The 20151-nt window shown below is 45.4% G+C and carries 20 protein-coding genes and 2 pseudogenes; 15 read left to right on the plus strand and 7 right to left on the minus strand.

Features of this window, described 5'->3' with window-relative positions; translation table 11 throughout:
• Position 1: 1 nt before the first annotated feature.
• The gene (locus NT111_02350) at positions 2-1126 is read left to right on the plus strand and encodes a trypsin-like peptidase domain-containing protein (protein MCX6804831.1); all 1125 of its coding nucleotides are present in this window, start codon (positions 2-4) and stop codon (positions 1124-1126) included.
• On the opposite strand, the gene prmC is transcribed toward NT111_02350, so the two are convergent.
• The 6 genes and pseudogenes from prmC to NT111_02380 all read right to left on the minus strand — a co-directional run bounded on the left by prmC (position 1123) and on the right by NT111_02380 (position 5352).
• Complete coding sequence (prmC, locus tag NT111_02355; GenBank protein ID MCX6804832.1) at positions 1123-1947, minus strand: peptide chain release factor N(5)-glutamine methyltransferase; 825 nt, start codon at positions 1945-1947, stop codon at positions 1123-1125. The two genes, NT111_02350 and prmC, sit on opposite strands and share 4 nt — an antisense overlap.
• The gene (gene prfA / locus NT111_02360) at positions 1944-3011 is read right to left on the minus strand and encodes a peptide chain release factor 1 (GenBank protein MCX6804833.1); all 1068 of its coding nucleotides are present in this window, start codon (positions 3009-3011) and stop codon (positions 1944-1946) included. Before prfA ends, prmC begins: the two co-directional genes overlap by 4 nt.
• A gap of 203 nt (positions 3012-3214) precedes the next feature.
• Positions 3215-3424: pseudogene (gene rpmE / locus NT111_02365) on the minus strand (50S ribosomal protein L31).
• Positions 3425-3467: 43 nt separating this feature from the next.
• Positions 3468-3851, minus strand: a complete 384-nt coding sequence (locus tag NT111_02370; GenBank protein ID MCX6804834.1) for a hypothetical protein — start codon at positions 3849-3851, stop codon at positions 3468-3470.
• Positions 3852-3914: 63 nt separating this feature from the next.
• Positions 3915-4613 (minus strand): TIGR00730 family Rossman fold protein, encoded by a 699-nt coding sequence (locus NT111_02375; protein MCX6804835.1) that lies wholly within the window; start codon positions 4611-4613, stop codon positions 3915-3917.
• Positions 4614-5124: 511 nt separating this feature from the next.
• Positions 5125-5352 (minus strand): annotated as a pseudogene (locus NT111_02380) (transglycosylase family protein).
• 686 nt (positions 5353-6038) lie between these two features.
• On the opposite strand from NT111_02380, the gene NT111_02385 reads away from it, so the two are divergent.
• Entirely contained in the window at positions 6039-6494 is a 456-nt protein-coding gene (locus NT111_02385) for an AAA family ATPase (protein MCX6804836.1), read from the plus strand.
• A 56-nt stretch (positions 6495-6550) separates the two neighbouring features.
• On the opposite strand, the gene typA is transcribed toward NT111_02385, so the two are convergent.
• Positions 6551-8377 (minus strand): translational GTPase TypA, encoded by a 1827-nt coding sequence (typA, locus tag NT111_02390; protein MCX6804837.1) that lies wholly within the window; start codon positions 8375-8377, stop codon positions 6551-6553.
• Positions 8378-8567: 190 nt separating this feature from the next.
• Between typA and NT111_02395 the strand changes: the two genes are divergently transcribed.
• The 13 genes from NT111_02395 (at position 8568) to mrdA (ending at position 20101) form a co-directional block, all read left to right on the plus strand.
• The gene (locus tag NT111_02395) at positions 8568-8729 is read left to right on the plus strand and encodes a hypothetical protein (protein MCX6804838.1); all 162 of its coding nucleotides are present in this window, start codon (positions 8568-8570) and stop codon (positions 8727-8729) included.
• Between the two features lie 92 nt (positions 8730-8821).
• Entirely contained in the window at positions 8822-10606 is a 1785-nt protein-coding gene (locus NT111_02400) for an ABC transporter ATP-binding protein (protein MCX6804839.1), read from the plus strand.
• 20 nt (positions 10607-10626) lie between these two features.
• A complete protein-coding gene (locus NT111_02405; protein MCX6804840.1) occupies positions 10627-11469 on the plus strand; it encodes an alpha/beta hydrolase in 843 nt (280 codons plus the stop codon).
• A gap of 118 nt (positions 11470-11587) precedes the next feature.
• Positions 11588-11827 carry a hypothetical protein gene (locus tag NT111_02410; protein ID MCX6804841.1) on the plus strand — a complete coding sequence of 80 codons (240 nt, stop codon included), beginning with the start codon at positions 11588-11590 and terminating at the stop codon, positions 11825-11827.
• Positions 11828-11983: 156 nt separating this feature from the next.
• Positions 11984-12781: a 30S ribosomal protein S2 gene (gene rpsB / locus NT111_02415; GenBank protein ID MCX6804842.1), complete on the plus strand. Its 798-nt coding sequence runs from the start codon at positions 11984-11986 to the stop codon at positions 12779-12781.
• Positions 12782-13372 carry a translation elongation factor Ts gene (tsf, locus tag NT111_02420; protein ID MCX6804843.1) on the plus strand — a complete coding sequence of 197 codons (591 nt, stop codon included), beginning with the start codon at positions 12782-12784 and terminating at the stop codon, positions 13370-13372.
• Positions 13373-13395: 23 nt separating this feature from the next.
• Positions 13396-13956 carry a ribosome recycling factor gene (gene frr / locus NT111_02425; GenBank protein MCX6804844.1) on the plus strand — a complete coding sequence of 187 codons (561 nt, stop codon included), beginning with the start codon at positions 13396-13398 and terminating at the stop codon, positions 13954-13956.
• On the plus strand, positions 13956-14663 hold the full coding sequence (gene uppS, locus NT111_02430) for a polyprenyl diphosphate synthase (protein MCX6804845.1): 708 nt from the start codon (positions 13956-13958) through the stop codon (positions 14661-14663). Before frr ends, uppS begins: the two co-directional genes overlap by 1 nt.
• Positions 14663-15736 (plus strand): M50 family metallopeptidase, encoded by a 1074-nt coding sequence (locus NT111_02435; protein MCX6804846.1) that lies wholly within the window; start codon positions 14663-14665, stop codon positions 15734-15736. The genes uppS and NT111_02435 overlap by 1 nt, the downstream gene beginning before the upstream one ends.
• 39 nt (positions 15737-15775) lie before the next feature.
• A complete protein-coding gene (locus tag NT111_02440; GenBank protein ID MCX6804847.1) occupies positions 15776-16828 on the plus strand; it encodes a rod shape-determining protein in 1053 nt (350 codons plus the stop codon).
• 8 nt (positions 16829-16836) lie between these two features.
• Positions 16837-17634, plus strand: coding sequence for a rod shape-determining protein MreC (gene mreC, locus NT111_02445; GenBank protein MCX6804848.1), 798 nt, complete (start codon positions 16837-16839; stop codon positions 17632-17634).
• Positions 17631-18137, plus strand: a complete 507-nt coding sequence (locus NT111_02450; protein ID MCX6804849.1) for a hypothetical protein — start codon at positions 17631-17633, stop codon at positions 18135-18137. The genes mreC and NT111_02450 overlap by 4 nt, the downstream gene beginning before the upstream one ends.
• Positions 18134-20101 (plus strand): penicillin-binding protein 2, encoded by a 1968-nt coding sequence (gene mrdA, locus NT111_02455; protein ID MCX6804850.1) that lies wholly within the window; start codon positions 18134-18136, stop codon positions 20099-20101. The genes NT111_02450 and mrdA overlap by 4 nt, the downstream gene beginning before the upstream one ends.
• The last annotated feature ends 50 nt before the right edge of the window (positions 20102-20151 follow it).

The following is a 20151-nucleotide window of genomic DNA, read 5'->3' on the forward strand; positions in this document are numbered from 1 at the left end:
TTTGAAAGAAAACAGTTTAAGGGGAAACGCCAAGATATACATATTGGCGGCCTCACTAGCTTTGTTAGCAGGCTTTCTGGGGTCATTGGTCGGTAATTTCGTAATCCGCAAGCTGCCTAGCACAGTTATAAACCAAAGTAGACAAGTCGTTATCGATGAGCAGACAGCGGTCGTAAATGTCGCCAAGAAGGTTAGCCCTTCAGTGGTTAGTATTGTGTCCTCAGCAGCTCAGCAGGACCCCTATACTGGTAGCAGTAGTTTGGCTAAAACTGGAGCTGGCACTGGGATTATTATTAGCGCTGAGGGTTTGATAATAACTAATAAGCATGTGGTGGAGGGCAGCGATAGTTTTACAGTTTTTATAAGCGATAACACCGAATACAAAAATGCAAAAGTTATTGCTACAGACCCCTTCAATGATATCGCATTTATAAAAGTCGATGCCAAGGGATTAAAGCCGGCCGAGCTGGCTGATTCCGATAAGGTAGAGGTTGGCCAAAGTGTGGTGGCTATCGGTAATGCGCTGGGGCAGTTTCAGAACACCGTTACCACTGGCGTTATTTCTGGTAAATCTCGACCCATCACAGCTAGCAGCGGTGAAGGCGATTCGGAAAGCCTAACCAACTTATTCCAAACAGATGCCGCAATCAATCCCGGCAACTCCGGCGGGCCGCTCGTTAATATTGAGGGGCAGGTGATTGGTATAAATACTGCGGCTGCCGGAAGTGCCGAAAATATCGGCTTTGCAATACCTATAAATGATGCTAAAAGTGCTCTCGAATCCGTTATTAAAACTGGAAAAATAGCCCGCCCCTATATTGGTGTCCGCTACATCGCCATTAACGATGGGATTGCAAAAGCCAATAACCTTGCTTCTAACACCGGAGCATTGATTTATGGCAAAGGCACTCAGCCGGCTGTCCTGCCTGGCAGCCCAGCAGATAAAGCAGGGCTACAAGAGGGCGATATTATTATTAAACTTGATGGCAAGGATATTAACGAATTAACTTCAATAAGCTCGGTGATTGGTAAGAAGAAGTCAGGCGACAAGATTGAAGTTGTGTATTTGCGAGATGGGAAACAAAATAAAGCTACTTTAGTCCTGGATGAGGCTCCAGCTAGCTAAGCTCCTTTTGAAAAGCCAAGTATTAAGTATTCCTCGAGCAGCAATTTAAGTCCTTGCTTTGAGGCTAGTTTCTTTAAGCCACTGTGCTGCCAGGGGTCTGATTCGTGATAGACAATACTACCAGGCACTAAATGCTCTGAAATTTCGCTGTAAAATTTACGATACAAATCTAGGCCGTCACCTTTGCCGCCAAAAAGTGCAATAGATGGCTCTTTTTGAACCTCAGGCTTCATATTTGGCTTGTAGTCTTCTGAGACATACGGAAGATTGGTGACAATTGTTTCAAATTTACCTTCAATGCCTTTCCAGACATCAGCCTCGACAAAATTTATTTTATTATGGCTGCCTAGTAGGTTTTTGGCGTTAAGTTTGGCCACTTGCATAGCTAGGGGAGAAACTTCTGTAGCGGTAATTGTGAGGTCTGGGCGGTGCTTGGCAATGGCTATAGCCAGCGCGCCACTCCCGGTGCCTATATCGATTAGCCTTGAGTTTCTGGGAGCATTACTAATGGCTTGTTCGGCAATAAGCTCGGTTTCAACTCTTGGGCTCAAGACTCTGTTATCAACAAAAAAGTCTATGCCATAAAACTCTAGTTTGTTGGTGATATAGCATACTGGCTCGCGGTCCACACGGCGTGCTAATGCCTTATTAAATTCTAATCTACTATCTTCATCTAGCTCGTCATTATCGTGGGCTATAAGCCACTCTTTGGGCTCGCCAAGAGTATTTGCTAGTAGCAGTTCTGAATCTAGCTTGGGGTTGCTTACATCTGCCTCAATAAGCTGCTCTCTGGCTTTCTGCAGTGCTACTTTGATGATCATGATGAACTAGAGACGGCTTTATCTGTGGCGGCATCTCTTAGTGCTTTAAGTAGTTCTTGGATGCCCCCATCCATTACCTTGGCTAGATTATGAGCCGTGTAGCCAATGCGGTGGTCTGTGACACGGTCTTGAGGGTAGTTGTAAGTACGAATTTTTTCACTTCTATCGCCAGTACCTATTTGCCCTCGGCGAGTATCGCCCATCTCCTGGGCCTCTTTTTGGGCCTGTGCATCTAGCAGCCTAGCTCTAAGCACACCCATAGCCTTAAGCTTATTTTTGAGTTGCGATTTTTCGTCCTGGCAAGTCACCACAATGCCACTAGGCAAGTGAGTGATTCGAACGGCGCTATCGGTGGTATTTACGCTCTGGCCACCATTGCCACTAGACCTGTACACATCCACCCTGAGTTCATTTTGGTTAATCTCGATGTCTTGCTGGTCGGCCTCTGGCAGTACTGCTACAGTTGCGGTAGAAGTGTGGATTCTTCCAGCACTTTCGGTGACAGGCACCCTCTGCACCCTATGCACACCAGATTCATATTTTAGAGTGCCATAAGGAGAATCACCACTAATTTGGGCAATTACTTCCTTGTAGCCACCTGCTGGGTTGGGGCTCTCACTTAGGAGGCTCAGTTTTAAGCTATTGTCTTCGCAGAACCTCGCATACATTCGTAGCAAATCGCCTGCAAAAATACTGCTTTCATCGCCACCTGCTCCAGCACGAATTTCAATAATTGCATTTTTGGAATCATTAGGGTCGATCGGTATTAGAGCTATTCTTATCTCCGACTGTAATGATTCTATTAGAGGCTCTAGCCTGGCTACTTCTTCAGTCGCGAAGTCTTTCATATCTGCATCTGAGAGCATTTCGGTAGCAGCAACAAGGTCGGCCTCAGCATCACTCACTTGCTGGTACAGACTCAGCCTTTCGCTAAGCTGTCTTTGTCGGTTCACTAATTTGCCCGATTCGGCACTTGCGTATATTTTAGGATCAGCTAATTTAGCCTCAATTAATTCAAGCTCATGTCTCGTATTGGTAATGGTGGTTTGGTTAATAGTGCTCATACATACAAATAATACCCTAATTATAGGGTATTATCGTGTTTATTTATTATTTATTGTTCGTTTGGCTGCTCTAATGGGCTTGGCTTCTGGTTTAGCTTAGGCTTCGGCTTAGAGGTGCTTGCGGCTGCTGTGGGCGTGGTTTTGGAAATCTTGGCCTGCTTGCGTTTAGCCTCTTTAATGGCTTTTTTGCCTAGGTCATCTCGGCGAGATTTGGCAGCCTCAGATCTTGCTCGGAACCTATCGACTCTTCCGGCAGTATCGACTAGCTTTTGTTTGCCAGTATAGAATGGGTGACACTGGCTACAAACATCTACTGTAATATCATCGACCGTAGAGGTCGATTCAAAGGTAGTGCCGCAGCCCAGGCAGGCAACTTTAGTTTTCTTTATTTCGGGGTGTATACCAGCTCTCATAATTTTACAATAATATCAGATTATGCCCCCAAGGTCAAACCTATTAACTTGATGTAGCCTTGCCGAGCTTGGCGGAAAGTAAAAGTTGCCGAGTATCGCCGGTACCATCCGTTATCTCTGTTTTTTGAGTTTCATCGTAGTAGCTCACTAAGTAGTGGCTCATTATCTCTTGCAGATCCTTCTGTTTGAGTTTTTCGTCGTCTAAGTCGGCATTGATCTTCTGAAAATCTTTATCAGCCAAAAGTAGCTTTTTAGCTTCTGCCCGCTTGGTGCTAAGCTCTTTTATTTCTTCCTCTAGCTTACGATATTCATCGTTTTGCTCCATCACATCTTTTAACTGCTCTCTTATTGTTCTTATTTTTTCTTTAGACTCTGTAATCTCTGGCATTAATCTGTGTATCGACTCGAGCGGTGTTTTGTCTTCCATATTTCTCCTTATTCAAATAACTATTATAACGCCTGAGCTTGGATTGCCAAGAGTATTTTTAAATTATTTGCGAGCTTGAGCATTACGAGCAATCTGCATAATAGTTTCTTCATCATCTGTAATCGTATATAGGCCCATGTCAGCCGCGTCGATAGTCCCGGTTGGCAGCATCAGGCTGCGATGCATATGTTCATTTAGAGTCTCCCAGAAATAGGCGCCAACACATACTATTGGTACGCGATTTATCTTGGCTGTTTGCACTAGCGTCAATATTTCATAAAATTCATCCATGGTGCCAAAGCCACCCGGGAAATAAATATACATTCGGGCTGCAAAAGCCAGTACAACTTTGCGCGTAAAAAAGTATTGAAAGGGTATTTCTTGAGTGATGTATTCATTTGTAACCTGTTTGTGCGGGATTTTTATGGTGGCAGCTACAGATTTGCCTCCTGCTTCGAATGCCCCCCGACTGGCAGCCTCCATGATACCCCCACCGCCACCTGTTACTACGGTGTAGTCAAGCTCTTCGGAGAGCCGCCGGGCAAGCTGGCGAGCCTTAATGTAGTCGGGGTGGTTTTCATCGAAGCGGGCAGAACCAAAGAAAGTCACCTTTTTGGGGTATCGACTCATCAGTTCAAGGCCCTGAGTTATTTCTTCGTTTATTCGGCAGACTCGCTGGGCATTGTTATCGCCAGGCTCTGTGACAAGGCAGGCCTTCTGGATCTCTTCTAGCGAAAGCGGTTTTATTTTAGATTCGCTCATGCATATTATTTTAACTGGTTATGATTAATTAGTCCAAAGTATTTTAGATATATTATCTAAAACCCACTATTATCCCCTTAGTATTTCAGTTTGTTTGCTAGCTGTTCGTATTATCAGCTATAATACCGATGCCTCTAGCACCTAGTGGGTTTTTGCTAGCACCACATTTAGCGCTTTAAAAAGTATGCCAAACACTATTTACAAACCAATTATGCTTCGGTAATATAGATATCAGTTGATACATATTTAAACAAACAGGAGGGTTAGTGATATGCCAGAAAAAGCCAAAACCACAGGCACAATTAAAGATGACGACTGGGACAAGCCAATGACCTGCCCAATCGATCCAAAAGAGCTCGCTGAGTGCGAAGCTTGCCAGTAGCAAAAGTAGCAAAATTCTAGCTGCACTCATGTGAGGCTTTTGCATATAAAATTAAATAACACAAAACCCCCACTAATAAATAGCGGGGGTTTTGATTTATGGCTTGTGCTAGCTAGCTTAGGCTTATAAAAGACCTAATCTACGAGCACATGATGGCCATGGAGACCAGCCACGTCGGGACTGAGTTTCGCGAGCCTTGGCATCCTGAACTTCAGGAGGAGCAAGGTCGGGGCGGGCATAGCCGCCATAATTGGCCCAAGTACTCATATCGTACTGGTAGGCACCATAGTAGCCGTTACCTGTGTTGGTGTTGTAGTTACCACCAGCTTCACAGAATCTAAGCTTGGCAAAGGCGTCATCGCCACCAATTACAAGCTTAGTAGCATTGGCCGCAGGGCCTGCCTTAGCAATAGACTTAAGCTGTTGTGCCTTTAGGGCAGCTTCAGCGTCAGCCTTGGCCTTGGCTTCCTGTGAGGCCTTAAGGGGCTTTACGACAGCATCGATAAAAGTAGGACGCTTGTCTTTGACTGAAAGGGACAGGGTGTTTGTGTTAAGGTTCAAATCGTAGTCTTGCTTGGCTGTACTCTCAGCCTGGCTGATAGCCAGTGCTGGCTCGGCGACAGTAACTTGTACGGGGTTGATCGCCTGTTGTAGTAGCACCAATACGGTGAATACTGCTATATATAAGTTACGCATAGGTTTGATAGATGGCTTGCTGGGCAATACCCACCTAGTTAAACTTCCTCGTTTAATGTTGTTTTGCCAAGAACGATTTCGACCTCAAAATATGAGTTCGTTCTTATGTCTACTGCTCAACTGAAAAGAGACCTTAATTAGGGTCTCTCAATTGAACAGACGATATTATACCAAGCATAAGCGTATTTGTCAAGGGTATTAGTGGCCTGGGCTAATTCCAACAGGTTAAAACAGCATTTGCGCTCATGCTTGACAGCTATTGGGCAGGACTATTATTGATGCCTATGAGCTATTTACCAAAATAAAAGGATATGGTATAAATAGAGGCCACCCTAAAAGGAGAAAATATGGCTATTGCCTATATTGGTATGGGCTTGCCTGGTGCAGGCAAGACTACTTACCTAGTTAAGCTAGCGCAATTGATTGATGCCCAATATATCTGTGCTGATGAAATAAGGGCAGAGCTTTACGGCTCAGCAGAAATCCAAGGTGATCCCCCAGAAGTATGGAGAATTGTTCACGAAAGAGCCAGTGCTGCACTTGATAGTGGCAAGGATGTCATTATAGACGGCACCCATGCTAAAAAAGCCGACAGAAGGGCTACGATAGAAAGCTGTAAGACCGCAATCAAAATCCACTTAATATGGTTTAAGACGCCATACCATGAGTGCTTGAAGCGGAATTCGCTACGAGACAGGGTTGTACCAAAGCAAGATATCGATGAGATGAAATGGCAGCTAGAACAACAGCCACCGCTCAATTCGGAAGGTTTTAATGAGCTGGAGATAATATACAGCCGATAAAATGATCTAAAAAAGCACCTTTTAATTAAGCCGCCCCAGTAGGGGCGGCTTAAAAATTACCTGTTATTATTTGATTTCTTTCTTTCATGAGGTGAAAGGTATTTTTTGCGTATTCTTATGGTCTCTGGAGTCACCTCGAGGAGCTCATCGGCCTCGATAAAGTCGATAGCCTGTTCTAGGCTGAGGTTAGTGAAGGGGGAAAGCTTGGTGGCATCATCCGAACCAGATGCCCGTACATTAGTCAGCTTCTTTTCTTTGGCAACATTTATTTCCATATCATCACTACGGGAATTTAAGCCAATAACCATTCCGCCGTATACTTTTGTGCCAGGACCGATATAGGCTGTGCCTCGAGCCTCGACTGTTTGCAGGCTGTAAGGTGTGGCTGTACCAGTTTCGGCTGCAATCAGAGCACCCTTGCGAAGCTGCTGGAGCCCAGCAGTAGCCGGTGCATAGCCAATGGAAAGCGAATTCATAATTACCGTACCTTTTGTGGCAGTCAGAAGGATATTGCGTAGTCCTAGCAATGTTCTGGTGGGAAGTTCATAAATGAGTTCAGTGGTGTTCTTGGTAGTGGCCCTTTGATCCTTAATTAGCGCCTTGCGCTGTCCTAGCTCTCTTTGAATAGTTCCTGAGTATTCATCAGGTACTTCAACGGTAAGTTCTTCGATTGGCTCCATAGTTTGGCCGTCTTCTTGCTTGGTTATAACCTGCGGTCGTCCTACTTCTAGTTCAAACCCTTCGCGCCGCATCGTCTCTATGAGCACTGAAAGGTGCAGCTCGCCCCTTCCAGAGACAAGAAACTGCGTATCTCGCTCGTCGACTAAAAGCCCGACATTGGTTTCGAGTTCTTTGTGGAGTCTAGCGGCAATCTGTCGAGATGTCGTAAGCGATCCCTCTTGCCCAGCAAATGGTGAAGTATTGGGGCCTATGCCAATTTGCAAAGTCGGCGGAGCTATTTCCATAACAGGAAGAGCTTCGGGGTTGGTAGGATCGGCGAGTGTTTCTCCGATAGATGCAGAATCTATACCTGTAAAAGAAACAATATCACCCGCTCGGACTTCTGGAACTTCCTTGCGGTCCAGGCCTTCATTAACGAAGACTTTTTCGATCTTAGATTTGATATGGTTACCTTTTGCGTCAATCACCACCACGGCTTGGCCTGGCTTAGCACTGCCTCTGCGAATTCGACCGATGCAGTATTTGCCCTGGTAGCTGTCCCAATCTAGGGCTGTAACAAGCATCTGGAAGGGGGCATCTAGATCGGCCTGAGGAGCCGGAATATGGTTGAGTATAGCCTCAAAGATAGGCGTTAGGTCGGCAGTAATTGTCATGTCTTCGGGAATTTCACTCCACGAAACGCCATCTCGGCCAATTGCATAATAAATAGGGAAGTCCAGCTGATCCTCTTCAGTTGCAAGGTCTAAAAATAAGTTACTTATTTCGTCCTCGACATCTTTAATTCGGGCATCACGCTTGTCTATTTTGTTAATTACAACGACCGGCTTTAGCCCTAGCTGGAGGGCCTTTTGTAGTACAAATTTGGTCTGAGGCATTGGGCCTTCTTGAGCATCAACTATAAGCAAAACACCATCAGCCATATTGAGTGTACGCTCAACTTCGCCAGAAAAGTCGGCGTGCCCAGGAGTATCGATGATATTTATTTTGGTGTCACCGTACTGAACAGCAGTTTGCTTAGCGGAAATAGTAATACCGCGTTCGCGCTCTAAATCGCCAGTATCTAAGATAGTAGTTTGGCTCATTTCAGCTTGGTTGTCGCGGAATGAGTTGGATTGCTTTAAAAGACCATCAACCAAGGTGGTTTTGCCATGGTCTACATGGGCAATGATTGCAATATTTCGGATGTTATCTGGATTTGTCATAGTTATAATTAAAAATAAAAAGCCCCACTTAGGGCTTACCTAGTAATTGACTTAAGACTATATCATAAAAACTATGCGGTGTCGAGCTATTAAAGACTTCAGCTTAGGCAGTTTTCTTGATCAAGGGCTCAATATGTGTAATAATTATTACCCAGTTGGTTACCTTTGAAACTATGTACCTAGGGGGGAAATGTACGGTTTAGTAGATGGAGAATGGCAGTTAGCAATCTTTTTAGTGGTAGCATCCGTGGCGTTACTCGTCATGGCTCACCTTATTCCTGGAAAATCCACAAAATCCGCCCAACAGAGCGAGATTTTACAGAAGGAACGAAGTGCTAACAAGCCGGAATAGACTTAATTAAAAGATAACAGGGCTCTCGTTAATTCGAGAGCCCTGAAACATTTTTGTAGTAAAAAGCCTAATAATTGCTACAATAATTAAATATGAAAGAAATTATCAGAATAATTGGTTACTCAGCAAGCCTGTGGCGTTATTACCTCACAATTAGCTTCTTCGTGGTTGTACTTTCGTTATTAAATCTAGCATCTCCTTTTATCACCAAAGGCTTAATCGATGGCCTGACGACAAAGTATTCGGGTGGCGCCGTGAGCTTTGGGTATTTTATGGTATTGCTTGGGCTGATGCTACTAGCTAATATCACCATCACACTACTCTCAAACATAAATGGCTTTATAGGCGATAACATGGCCGTAAAGCTCAATAGCCTATTGTCCCGTAGGTATTTTGAGCACCTCATGAAGCTACCAATGAGCTATTTTGATAATGAATTAACCGGTAAAATCACCGCCCGATTAGAGCGCTCAATTACTACAATTAGTATCCTAATGCAAACGCTTGGCAATAATTTCGTGCAGTTCTTCTTGACTACCGCTATAACGCTAATTGTAATTGCATTCTACTCTTGGCAGGTGGCGGTGCTACTCGTAATAATATTCCCTACATACATATGGATTACTCATCTTTCGAGTAAGTCGTGGCAGAAAACTCAAGAGGGTATCAATAAGGACTTAGATAGCGCTAACGGCCGCTTTGTCGAGAGTATTGCACAGGTTCGGGTGGTAAAATCATTTGTTAGCGAAAACCGCGAAGTAGGCTTTTTTGGTCTTAAACGAAAATCTATCGAAGGCCAAACGAAGCTACAGTCCGCGCACTGGCACAAGTATGATGTTATGCGCAGGGTTATTCTAAATATTGTATTTTTTGCCATTTATGTAGTCATCATATGGCAAGGCTACCAAGGAGCTTATGGCTTAGGTACGGTGGTGCTTTTAATTACCCTAGTCATCCAGGCCGAGTTCCCGCTATTTGCTAGTAGCTTTATTATAGATGCCCTGCAAAGGGCCAGCGCTGGTAGCAAGGATTACTTTGAGGTCATGAATACCGAGCCTAGTATTACCGACAAGTCTGATTCTAAAATATTTAAAGTCAAAAAAGGCAAAGTGGAGTATCGAAAGGTTGATTTTGGCTATGAAGGCGGCGCTAGTGTACTAAAGGATGTCAGCTTTACGCTGGAGCCAGGCAGTAAGCTAGCCTTAGTGGGGGAATCGGGTGAGGGCAAAAGCACCATCGCGAACTTGCTTTTGCGCTTCTATGAAGTAAATGCTGGGTCAATATTTATTGATGGTCAGGATGTTAGGGATGTATCGCAAAAAAGCCTCAGGGCTAGTGTCGGGGTGGTATTCCAGGAGCCGTTGCTATTTTCTGGAACAGTCCGAGAAAACATTGCCTACTCCGAACCAAAGGCTAAATTATCGGTAATTATAGCCGCCGCAAAAGCCGCCAACGCCTATGGTTTTATCAGTAAATTACCCAAGGGCCTTGATACTGAGATTGGCGAACGAGGAGTAAAGCTAAGTGGCGGTCAAAAGCAACGCATTGCCATAGCTCGGGCAATTGTTAAGGATCCAGCGATATTAATTCTCGATGAGGCCACCAGCAGCCTTGATAGTAAAGCCGAGCACGAAGTCCAGCAGGCACTAGAGCGGCTAATGGAAAATCGCACCACGCTTATTATTGCTCATCGTCTGAGTACGATAGCTAATGTCGATACTATTGTTGGGCTTCGCAAAGGCCGAGTGATAGAACAGGGCTCACCAGCTGAGCTCAAAGATGGTAATGGTATCTATGCCGAGCTACTAAAGCTTCAGACTCTCGGCCAAACGGAAGTCGGCCAAGCCAAACTCAAGAAATACGATATTTCGAGCTAAGACAGACAAATTATCAACTTATGAACACAGCTAAGCCATATAAATTTTATAATCTGATATCTAAAGGCAAGCCCTCGCTGAATCAGCAATTTGAATTTGGCTTTGGCAAAAAAATAGTATTTCTGCACGGTCTTGGCTCATCTGGTCGTTACTGGTCCGAGACATCACGCCTTTTGGCGGGCCATTACCGCACTTTTAGCTTCGATCTACTAGGCTTTGGCGAATCCCCAAAGCCTAACGAACTCGACTACTTTCTATGGCAACAAGCCGATGCTCTTAGGCAGGGTCTGTGGGATAGACGAATATGGGGTAGGGTTAATATCGTCGGCCATTCACTCGGCGGTTTGGTGGCATTAGAATTTGCCAAGCGTTATCCAAAAAAAGTTTCTTGTTTGGTGCTGTCGAATATACCGGTCATATTACAAAGATCAGAACATCAGCGTGTCGAGAAAAACTATGCACTGATTTACGAGCTATTAAAAAATGAGCTACATCGCAAGGGGCTCAAGACCGTCCGTAGCTCAAAAGTTATTCAGCATAAGATACTACCGCGCTACGCCAAAACGAAGCTTGCCCAGAAGGTCTTCTCAGACTACGATCTGGATCATATCAGCCGATATGCCTACAACCAGTCGATCAAAAACTCAATCGAGAGTCAGCAGACAATGCAGGGTTTAGATAAGATTAAGGCACCAGTCTATATTGTTAGAGCAAGCAAAGACCGCGCGGTTATAAAAGGCAATGTTTCTAAGCTAGCCAGCCATGTAGCTAATTCGAAAATAATTGATGTTGTGGGTGGACACCAGTATCCGATTCAGCACGCTGGGGGGTTTGCCAAGATAATCATTGATAATTTGCACTAAACTACATAAATACCAATATCCTAGCTCTAGTTTGCCACATAAAGCTATTGACATAGCAGGCTTAAAGATGTAGAGTCTGGCGTATCCGAACCGAACATTACGATTTTTAGGAGGTGTAATGAAACTCGGGTACTTTACCCCCAGCCAAGCCCTCCAGGAGCTAGAAAGAATTCTAGCCGATGGAAGGGTGGTAGAGGTACAAATGAGGGGCTCAGAAGCCCACCTTTGCTCTTCTGCTCCAAATGCTGAATTGGCAAAACTCATTTCTGGACATAGCTCTTATGAGTTTTGTTCTGAGGCTACTATCTCCGAAAACGGAGAAAATAAACTAGTCCTAACCATTATCCCGGTCAATTGATCCCGCCCCTGTAATTTGGGGGCGGGATTAAACTTGAAAAATCAGTTTTGTTCTGCTATTATTATCACGCAAAAGTAATTTAACGAAACATATTGATTATTAGCTCCTCCCGCTTGGGAAAATCAATAGATGCAAATTAAGGAGATTTACACAATTATGGCAAAGACAACACAGGCTGATCCAAAAAAGCCTATCAAAGAATCTATTAAGGCTGATGATACATTATTGAAACAGCTTCTAGAGGCAGGCGCTCATTTTGGGCACCGGCAGGATCGCTGGAACCCTAAGATGAAACCTTATATCTACGGAGCCAGGGGCGGAGTACATATAATTGACCTTACAAAGACCCACGACCAGCTGTTGATAGCCGAGAAGTTCATTGAAGACACCACTAAAATAGGCGGCACAATCTTATTTGTTAGCACCAAGCGCCAAGCTCGCCCAATTATTCAAAAGGCCGCCAGCGACACAGCGATGCCCTTCGTAATCAATCGATGGCTAGGTGGGATGCTGACTAATTTAGAAACAATCCAGACACGAGTTACTAAGCTCAAGAAGCTCCAGGAGGAATCGAGTGAGGGGAGCTTGGTGGGCACTAAAAAAGAACGCGCTGATCAAGAGCGCGAGATGGAAAAACTAAGTAAGGTGTTCACAGGAATATCCGAGATGCAAAATTTGCCATCGGCAGTATTTATCGTGGATATAATGCGCGACGACATCGCTGTTTCTGAGGCCAATAAGCTAGGGATCCCAATTGTTGCAATTTGCGATACCAATACCAATCCCGAACTAATAACATACCCCGTAGCTGCTAACGATGATGCCGTAAAGACTATAAGCCTGATCGTTTCAAGAATAACAGCGGCGGCTCTGCGAGGCAGTGAGCTTTATAAAGCCAAAACAGCTGAGTCCGCCCAAAAGGAAGCAGCCAAGAATAATCAGGAGGAAAAGTAATTGAACATAGACGATATTAAAAAACTGCGTGAATCTACCGGGGCTGGCATGATGGACGCCAAGTCGGCACTTGAAGAGGCTAAGGGGGATTTTGATAAAGCCGTAGTGGTGTTGCGCAAAAAAGGCCTCGCCAAGGCTGCTAAGAAAGCCGAGCGTACAGCTGCGGTCGGAGTAGTAGAGAGCTATGTACATAGCGATAAGATTGGCGTTCTGGTGGAGGTTAATTGCGAGACCGACTTCGTAGCACGCACCGATGATTTTAAGTTATTTACCAAGGATATTGCCATGCATATTGCTGCCGCCAACCCTACCTATCTCCTGCCCAGTGATATTTCGCAAAATGATCTAGACAAAGAGAAAGAAATATTCGCAGATGAGCTTAAGGCTAGCGGCAAGCCAGCCGAGCATGCTGAAAAGATTATAGAAGGCAAATTGGCTAAGTGGTATGAGGATGTCTGCCTTATGAACCAACCTTTCATAAAGGACCCCAGCCAGACTATAGAGCAGCTCAGGCAAGCTCTTGTTGGAAAGCTCGGCGAGAATATCATAATTCGAAGGTTTAGCCGTATTGAAGTGGGTGGCTTAGAATAGCCTTCTCGGCTATACTATAACTCATGGAAACTCAACTACTAAAGTCGGCCGAGGCTAAATTCAAAGCCACCCTAGAACACTTCGAGAGTGAGCTGACGGGTGTAAGGACTGGCCGAGCTAGTGCAGGGTTGGTAGACACTATTCGAGTCGAAGTTTACGGCCAGTCGATGCCCTTAAAAACAATCGCAACCATCTCAACCCCAGATGCCAAAACCATTCAAATCCAACCCTGGGATCAGTCTAATTTATCATTTATCGAAAAGGCTATTAGCGAAAATCCAAATCTCGGCCTCAACCCCAGTAACGACGGTAGAGTAATTCGAATTGCTGTCCCTGCTTTATCTGAAGAGACCAGAATCCAACTCATTAAGCTAGTCAAGGAAAAGGCCGAATTGGCTAATGTTAGTTTGCGCAACGGTAGGCATGAAGCCCTTAACACAGCCAAAACCAAAGAAAAAGCTAAAGTGCTTACCCAGGATCAAGTAACTAAGCTCCAAAAGGCGATAGATAGCCTTATTGATACCTACAATAAGAGTGTTCAAGCTATAGTCGTTAAAAAAGAACAGGAACTGATGTCGGTTTAATGGCCATCCAAGCACACCACAATGCTGGATTACCTCGCCATATTGGGTTTATTTTAGATGGGAATCGTCGGTGGGCGAAAGAAAAAGGGCTACCCAAACTAGTAGGGCACAAAAAGGGCTATGAGAACCTTAAGACGATATCTCAGGCCTGTTTTGACAAAGGAATCGAGGTCGTATCAGCCTATATATTTTCCACTGAAAACTGGAATAGGGAGGCCGATGAAGTAGATTATTTGATGGGGCTAGCTCTTAAGCTATTTAAGACCGACCTAGAAGAGTTGATGCAGAAAAACATCAAGGTGGTAGTTTCTGGTTCTAGGGATAAGCTTGCCGCCAATATCCTGGAGGCCATGGACGAAACTATTTCAAAGACCAAAGATAACACCTCGGGTATTATTAATGTCTGTTTCAATTATGGTGGCCAGGCAGATATTGTATCTGCAGTTGCTGCAATTATTAAAAATAAAGTAGACCCAAGCAAGATAACCCCTCAGCTTATTCGATCTGAGCTGAGCCACCCAGAGCTACCGCCGGTCGATTATATAGTTAGAACTTCTGGCGAACAGCGACTAAGCAACTTTTTGCTCTGGGATAGTGCCTATGCCGAGCTAGAATTTGTCGATGTCCACTGGCCGGGGTTTAAGCTACAAGACCTCGAAGCTGTTCTGGACGAATATAAATCCCGTAAAAGGCGATTTGGCAGCTGATGATTAATATATTATTTATAATTATAATATTTTCATTGCTTGTTATCGCGCACGAATTAGGCCATTTTATAGCCGCTAGGCGTAACGGCGTGGCTGTCGATGAATTCGGCATTGGCTTTCCGCCAAAATTATTCGGGCTCAAGAAGCGAGGCACGCTTTATAGTATAAATCTGCTACCAATCGGTGGATTTGTTAGGCTCAAGGGAGAAGATGACCAAGTAGTAGGTAAGGATAGCTTTTCGGCTCAACCCTATAAGGCCAAGACCAAAATAATATTAGCAGGTGTAGCTGTAAACCTAGCCATCGCGTATGCCATACTGCTAATTTTGATGGTAGCTGGCTTGCCAGCAATACTGCCTAATGGCTTTGTTAATGTTGGGCCTATTAAGCCCGCCAGCATCGAAAAATCTGCTCTTTTGACAGTTTCAGTGGCTAAGGGCTCGGCCGCAGAGAAAGCTGGTTTGAAGCCAGGCACCGAAATTATCCAGCTCAATAGTACTCCGGTTCTTAGCTTTGATCAGCTCAGAGACTTTACTCAAGCCAACGCTGGCCAAGAGGTTTTGATAACTACTCGTAAAAACGGCGAGACCAAGCAGGTGCAGGTTCAGCTCGGCAATGATCCCGAGGCTGGCTATCTAGGGCTAGTTGCTCAGCCAATCGAAATTGCACGATATTCTCCCATTACTGCGATTTTTGCCGCTGCCATCGGAGTAGTCCAGCTGGCACTGGCCACCTTAGCTGCCTTCGGAAGTTTTATAGCTGGGCTATTTACTAAGGCTCAAGTAAGTAGTAGCGTGGCAGGCCCAGTAGGCATAGTGGGCCTATTTACAGGCGTGATGCAATTTGGTTGGCGTCATGTACTGGCCTTCATCGCTTCAATATCTTTAAGCCTAGCAGTTATCAATAGCCTGCCAATACCAGGCCTGGACGGCGGCAGATTTGCCTTAATAACTCTAGCTAGGCTAGGCTTTAAAATAACTCCCAAAAACGAGGCCCTGGTTCATTACTTTGGCTTCGGGTTTTTGATTATTTTGATAGTAATTGTAACAATCTCGGATATATCGCGACTTTAGCTCTGGTCAGTACTCTACTAGCTTGGTAGACTAGTATCTATGATAGATTCAATTTTGGGTAAATTTTCGCACGATATCGGCATAGACCTAGGTACTGCCAATACCTTAGTTTATGTCCGCGGGAAAGGCATAGTCGTAAATGAGCCTTCGGTGGTCGCGATTAATACCAAGAACCGCCAGATCCTGGCAATAGGCGATGAAGCTAAGCGAATGGTCGGCAAAACCCCAGCCAATATCGTGGCCACAAGGCCTCTTGTAGATGGAGTTGTTAGTGATTTTGAAATTACAGAACAGATGCTGCGATATTTCATCGAGAAGGTCCATCGTGAAAGCTTCGTACTATTCCCTAGACCTCGAGTAGTAATTGGTATTCCATCGGGTGTTACTGAAGTCGAACGGCGCGCCGTTGAGGACGCCGCCACCAATGCAGGTGCTAGGCAAGCTTTTTTGATAGAAGAGCCTATGGCCGCCGCGATTGGTAGCGGGCTATCTATCCATGATGCGGCCGGCAGTATGGTGGTTGATATTGGCGGCGGAACTAGCGAGGTGGCGGTTATTAGCCTCGGGGGGATAGTAGCCAGCCGATCCATAAGAATTGCAGGTGATGAGCTGACAGAGGATATAATTAGCTATTGCAAAGAGGAGTTTAGCCTCCACATAGGGGAAAGAACAGCCGAGAGCATTAAAATAAATATTGGCTCAGCGGTGAAGCTTAATAAGATTCTGGAGGCTCCAGTCAGAGGCCGAGACATGGTAACGGGCCTGCCCAAGGAAATAATTGTAAATTCTAATCAAGTGCGCCAGGCTCTAGCTAAAAGCGTACGATCCATTGTCGATGCTGTTAAATACACTATCGAGGAGACCCCACCCGAACTGCTGGCCGACATCATGGACAAGGGAGTATACCTGGCTGGCGGCGGCGCACTATTAAGAGGCCTCGATGCCCTGCTTGCCCAGCAAACTAAGATGCCCGTGCACATTGCAGCCGATCCTTTAACCTCAGTCGCCAGAGGAACTGGAATGGTCCTGGAGGACCTGGATAGCCTTAAGGATGTGCTGGTCTCAACTCAGTACGAGAAGGCACCCTACTAGGAGCCCTCATGAAGCAAAGATACTCCGTTACAGTAGTTGTAATATGCCTAGTGGCATTGTTGGTAATAGCCCTACGCTACGCTGGCGGATTCTGGCCCTTTAGGATTATTAATGACCAAATCATCAACCCTATTGGGGCCGGGATTAGCCAGGCCGGTCGTGGACTTAGGGATAATATAGAATTAATCACCAGGGCATCGGAGCTATCGCAGATTAGTAAAAACCAGGATGCAGAAATATTAGAGCTCAAAAACCAGCTCTCCAGCCTTAAGGAAATCGCTAATGAAAACGAACAGCTCCGAGGCCAGCTAAAGTTTAATGAACGATTGTCGTTAAATCTTACGGCCGCGCGAGTAGTGTCTAGCGAAGGCACTAGTCTGCGTAAGTACATCACCATAGATCGTGGCAAAAACAGCGGCCTGGCCAGCGGCATGGCGGTGCTTTCGTCGGGCGTGTTAGTAGGTACTATAGATCGAGTTGAGGACTTTAGCTCGACGGTGTTTCTGACCTCCGATCCAGAGTTTAGGATTAGAGCAATAGGCCAGGATGGCAGAGCCCAGGGGATAGTGCGTGGCCAGCTCGGCCAAGGCTATCTATTCGAAAAGATCACCCAGGCCGAATCTATAACCATCTCCGAACAAATCGTGTCGTCAGGCTCAGGGCTAGTACCCAAGGGGATCTTGATAGGTCAAGTGGAGTCTATCTCGAAGAGTGATAATGCCGTATTCCAGTCGGCCCAGCTCAAGCCGCTGGTCGACCTGTCTAGGCTCGAGGTGGTATTTGTAGTAACGGGTCTCAAGCAATGAAGACAGTATTATTAGCCATCGCCCTAGTTATCAGTATTTTGCTACAATTATTTTTCCTACAAAGCTGGCAAGCAGATGGTATTTCAGCCAATGTCGTGTTGGCATATTTGGCCATAATTAGTATTTATACCAGCACCGAGCAAATGCTCTGGATGTCGCTCTTTGCCGGGCTATCGAGCGATATTTATTCTTCAGGAGACTTTGGATTCTACTTAGGCTTTTATCTATTAGTAGCAGTTGCTTGTAAGTACTTGTTTAAGTTTGGAAGCCAGGAGCATTCCTGGTGGAAGCCGATATTTTTTTTAGCTTTCGCGGCTAGCGCCCAGAGCCTAGTGGTTAGCCTGCCTCTTTACAGTTCCAGCCCTGCCTGGCAAGTGACACAACAAGCCCTGACCTTCGTTATATTAACTGTAGGGGTGGGGGTTTTGTGGTATTTACTATTAAGCCAACTACTCGAGATGGCAAATAGAATTAAACTGCCAGGAATATTAAATATCAAATGAGTATATTCGGAGAATTCTACCAAAAACCCATAAAGTTCAAACGGAACAAAAAAGAACTTATAGTGTCTCAAAGCGAGGACTGGAGTGCAGCCATCTTATCTGGGTCAAGCGAACTTACAGCCAGCGAATCGACGGTGCCAAGATATATTTATTTAGGCCTGGCGATAGTTTTAACCTTGGCCACGAGCCTACTACTGTGGAGACTGTTCTCGATCCAGATCGTGCAGGGCCAGCGAAATACGCTGCTGGCTAATGGCAATAGAATAAGGACCACCACAATACCAGCCCCAAGGGGCGCAATATATGATCGAAACGGCACGCTCTTGGCAAGAAATAGCGCCCTCTACGACTTGGTAGCCACACCTTCTCAGCTACCCAAGGCCGATAGCGATATTTCACAAATAGCGGCAGACTTGGCCGTTGTCTTGGGCTCCAGCCAGACCGAGCTTTATCAGAGCCTCATAAATATACAAAAAAGCGATCAGCCAGAAGTGGTGTTGGCCGCAAATATCGATCGTGAGAAGTCGCTGCAGGTAGAGGAAAAGAGTCGTCTTTTGCAGGGGCTATCGCTGGAAACAACACCTCAAAGGGAGTACCTAGATAAAGGCTTGCTTGCTCATTTTTTAGGTTATATAGGTAGGATCTCGCAGGAAGAATGGAAGGAAAATCCCGAATATCGACCTGTTGATGTTATCGGGAAGAGCGGAATAGAGAAGAACTATGAGTCAGAGCTCAGAGGTATTGCAGGTAAAGAGCAAGTTGAGGTCGATGCATCTGGGCGCCCAATAAGGTTTTTAGCCAGAATCGAACCTGTTGCTGGTAAAAATATCAATCTAAGCATCGATTGGGAGCTCCAGCAGCAGATGTATAATTCCGTTAAATCGGCAGCCGAAAAAGCTGGTTCTAAAGCTGGGTCGGCTGTTTCGCTGGATCCCCAGACGGGAGAAGTTTTAGCAGCAGTCAATTACCCCACCTATGATGGCAATTTGTTCGCCAAAGGCATTAGCCAGGCCGATTATAATAATTTGCTCAATGACGAATCAAAGCCTTTGAATAATCGACTCAGCTCTGGTAGCTATCCAATCGGTTCGGTGGTAAAGCCCTTTATATCGGCCGCAGCCTTACAGGAAAATGTAATCAATTCTGGCACCTCGGTGGTCGATAAGGGTAAGCTCGAAGTACCCAACATCTACAATCCCTCAGTGGTCTACACTTTCAAGGGCTGGAAGCCTGAAGGTCTGGGAACTGTCAATGTCGTAAAAGCAATTCAGATGAGCTCCGATATATTCTTCTATCAGGTGGGCGGCGGCTTCCAGAGCTTTCAGGGCCTCGGGGAGAAACGATTGCTGGATTGGTATTCTAGGTTTGGATTCGGCTCTAAGACAGGCATTGATATAGGCGAGGAAAGCTCTGGATCGCTACCAAGCCCTGAGCAGAAGAAAAAACAAACCAACGAAGCCTGGTATGTAGGCGATACCTATAATATATCTATTGGCCAAGGCGATATGAGAGCCACGCCGTTACAGGTGGCAGTCGCTAATGCTGCAATCGCCAATGGCGGCAAGATAATCAAGCCACATTTGCTCCGTAGTACCTCTCAATATGGAGTAGGGCTAAATAATGTTGGCGTGAGTATTGTAAGGTCGAACTTTGTATCCGAGGCCAACTTGCGGCTTATCCAGCAGGGCATGGAAGATGCCGTAAATGGGGGAACGGCTTGTTGCAGTATCAAATCAGAGGTACCCGTGCAAGTAGCAGGTAAGACCGGCACAGCAGAAACCTCATCTGAGGGCTTTGATGGCAAAAATCCCCGAACCAAGCCCCATGCCTGGTTTAGTTCCTACGCACCAGCCATCAATCCCAGAATAGCCACCGTGGTGATGATCGAAAACTCAGGCGAAGGATCCGAATTCGCAGTGCCCGCAAGCAAGGATATACTCAAGTGGTACTTCGCTAACAGATGAAATAATAATAGGTAGCGAGGTTTGACAGCGGGTCTGATATTTGCGATAAT

This window comes from Patescibacteria group bacterium (genome assembly GCA_026397045.1).
Taxonomy (GTDB): Bacteria; Patescibacteriota; Saccharimonadia; order CAILAD01; family BJGX01; genus JAPLVO01.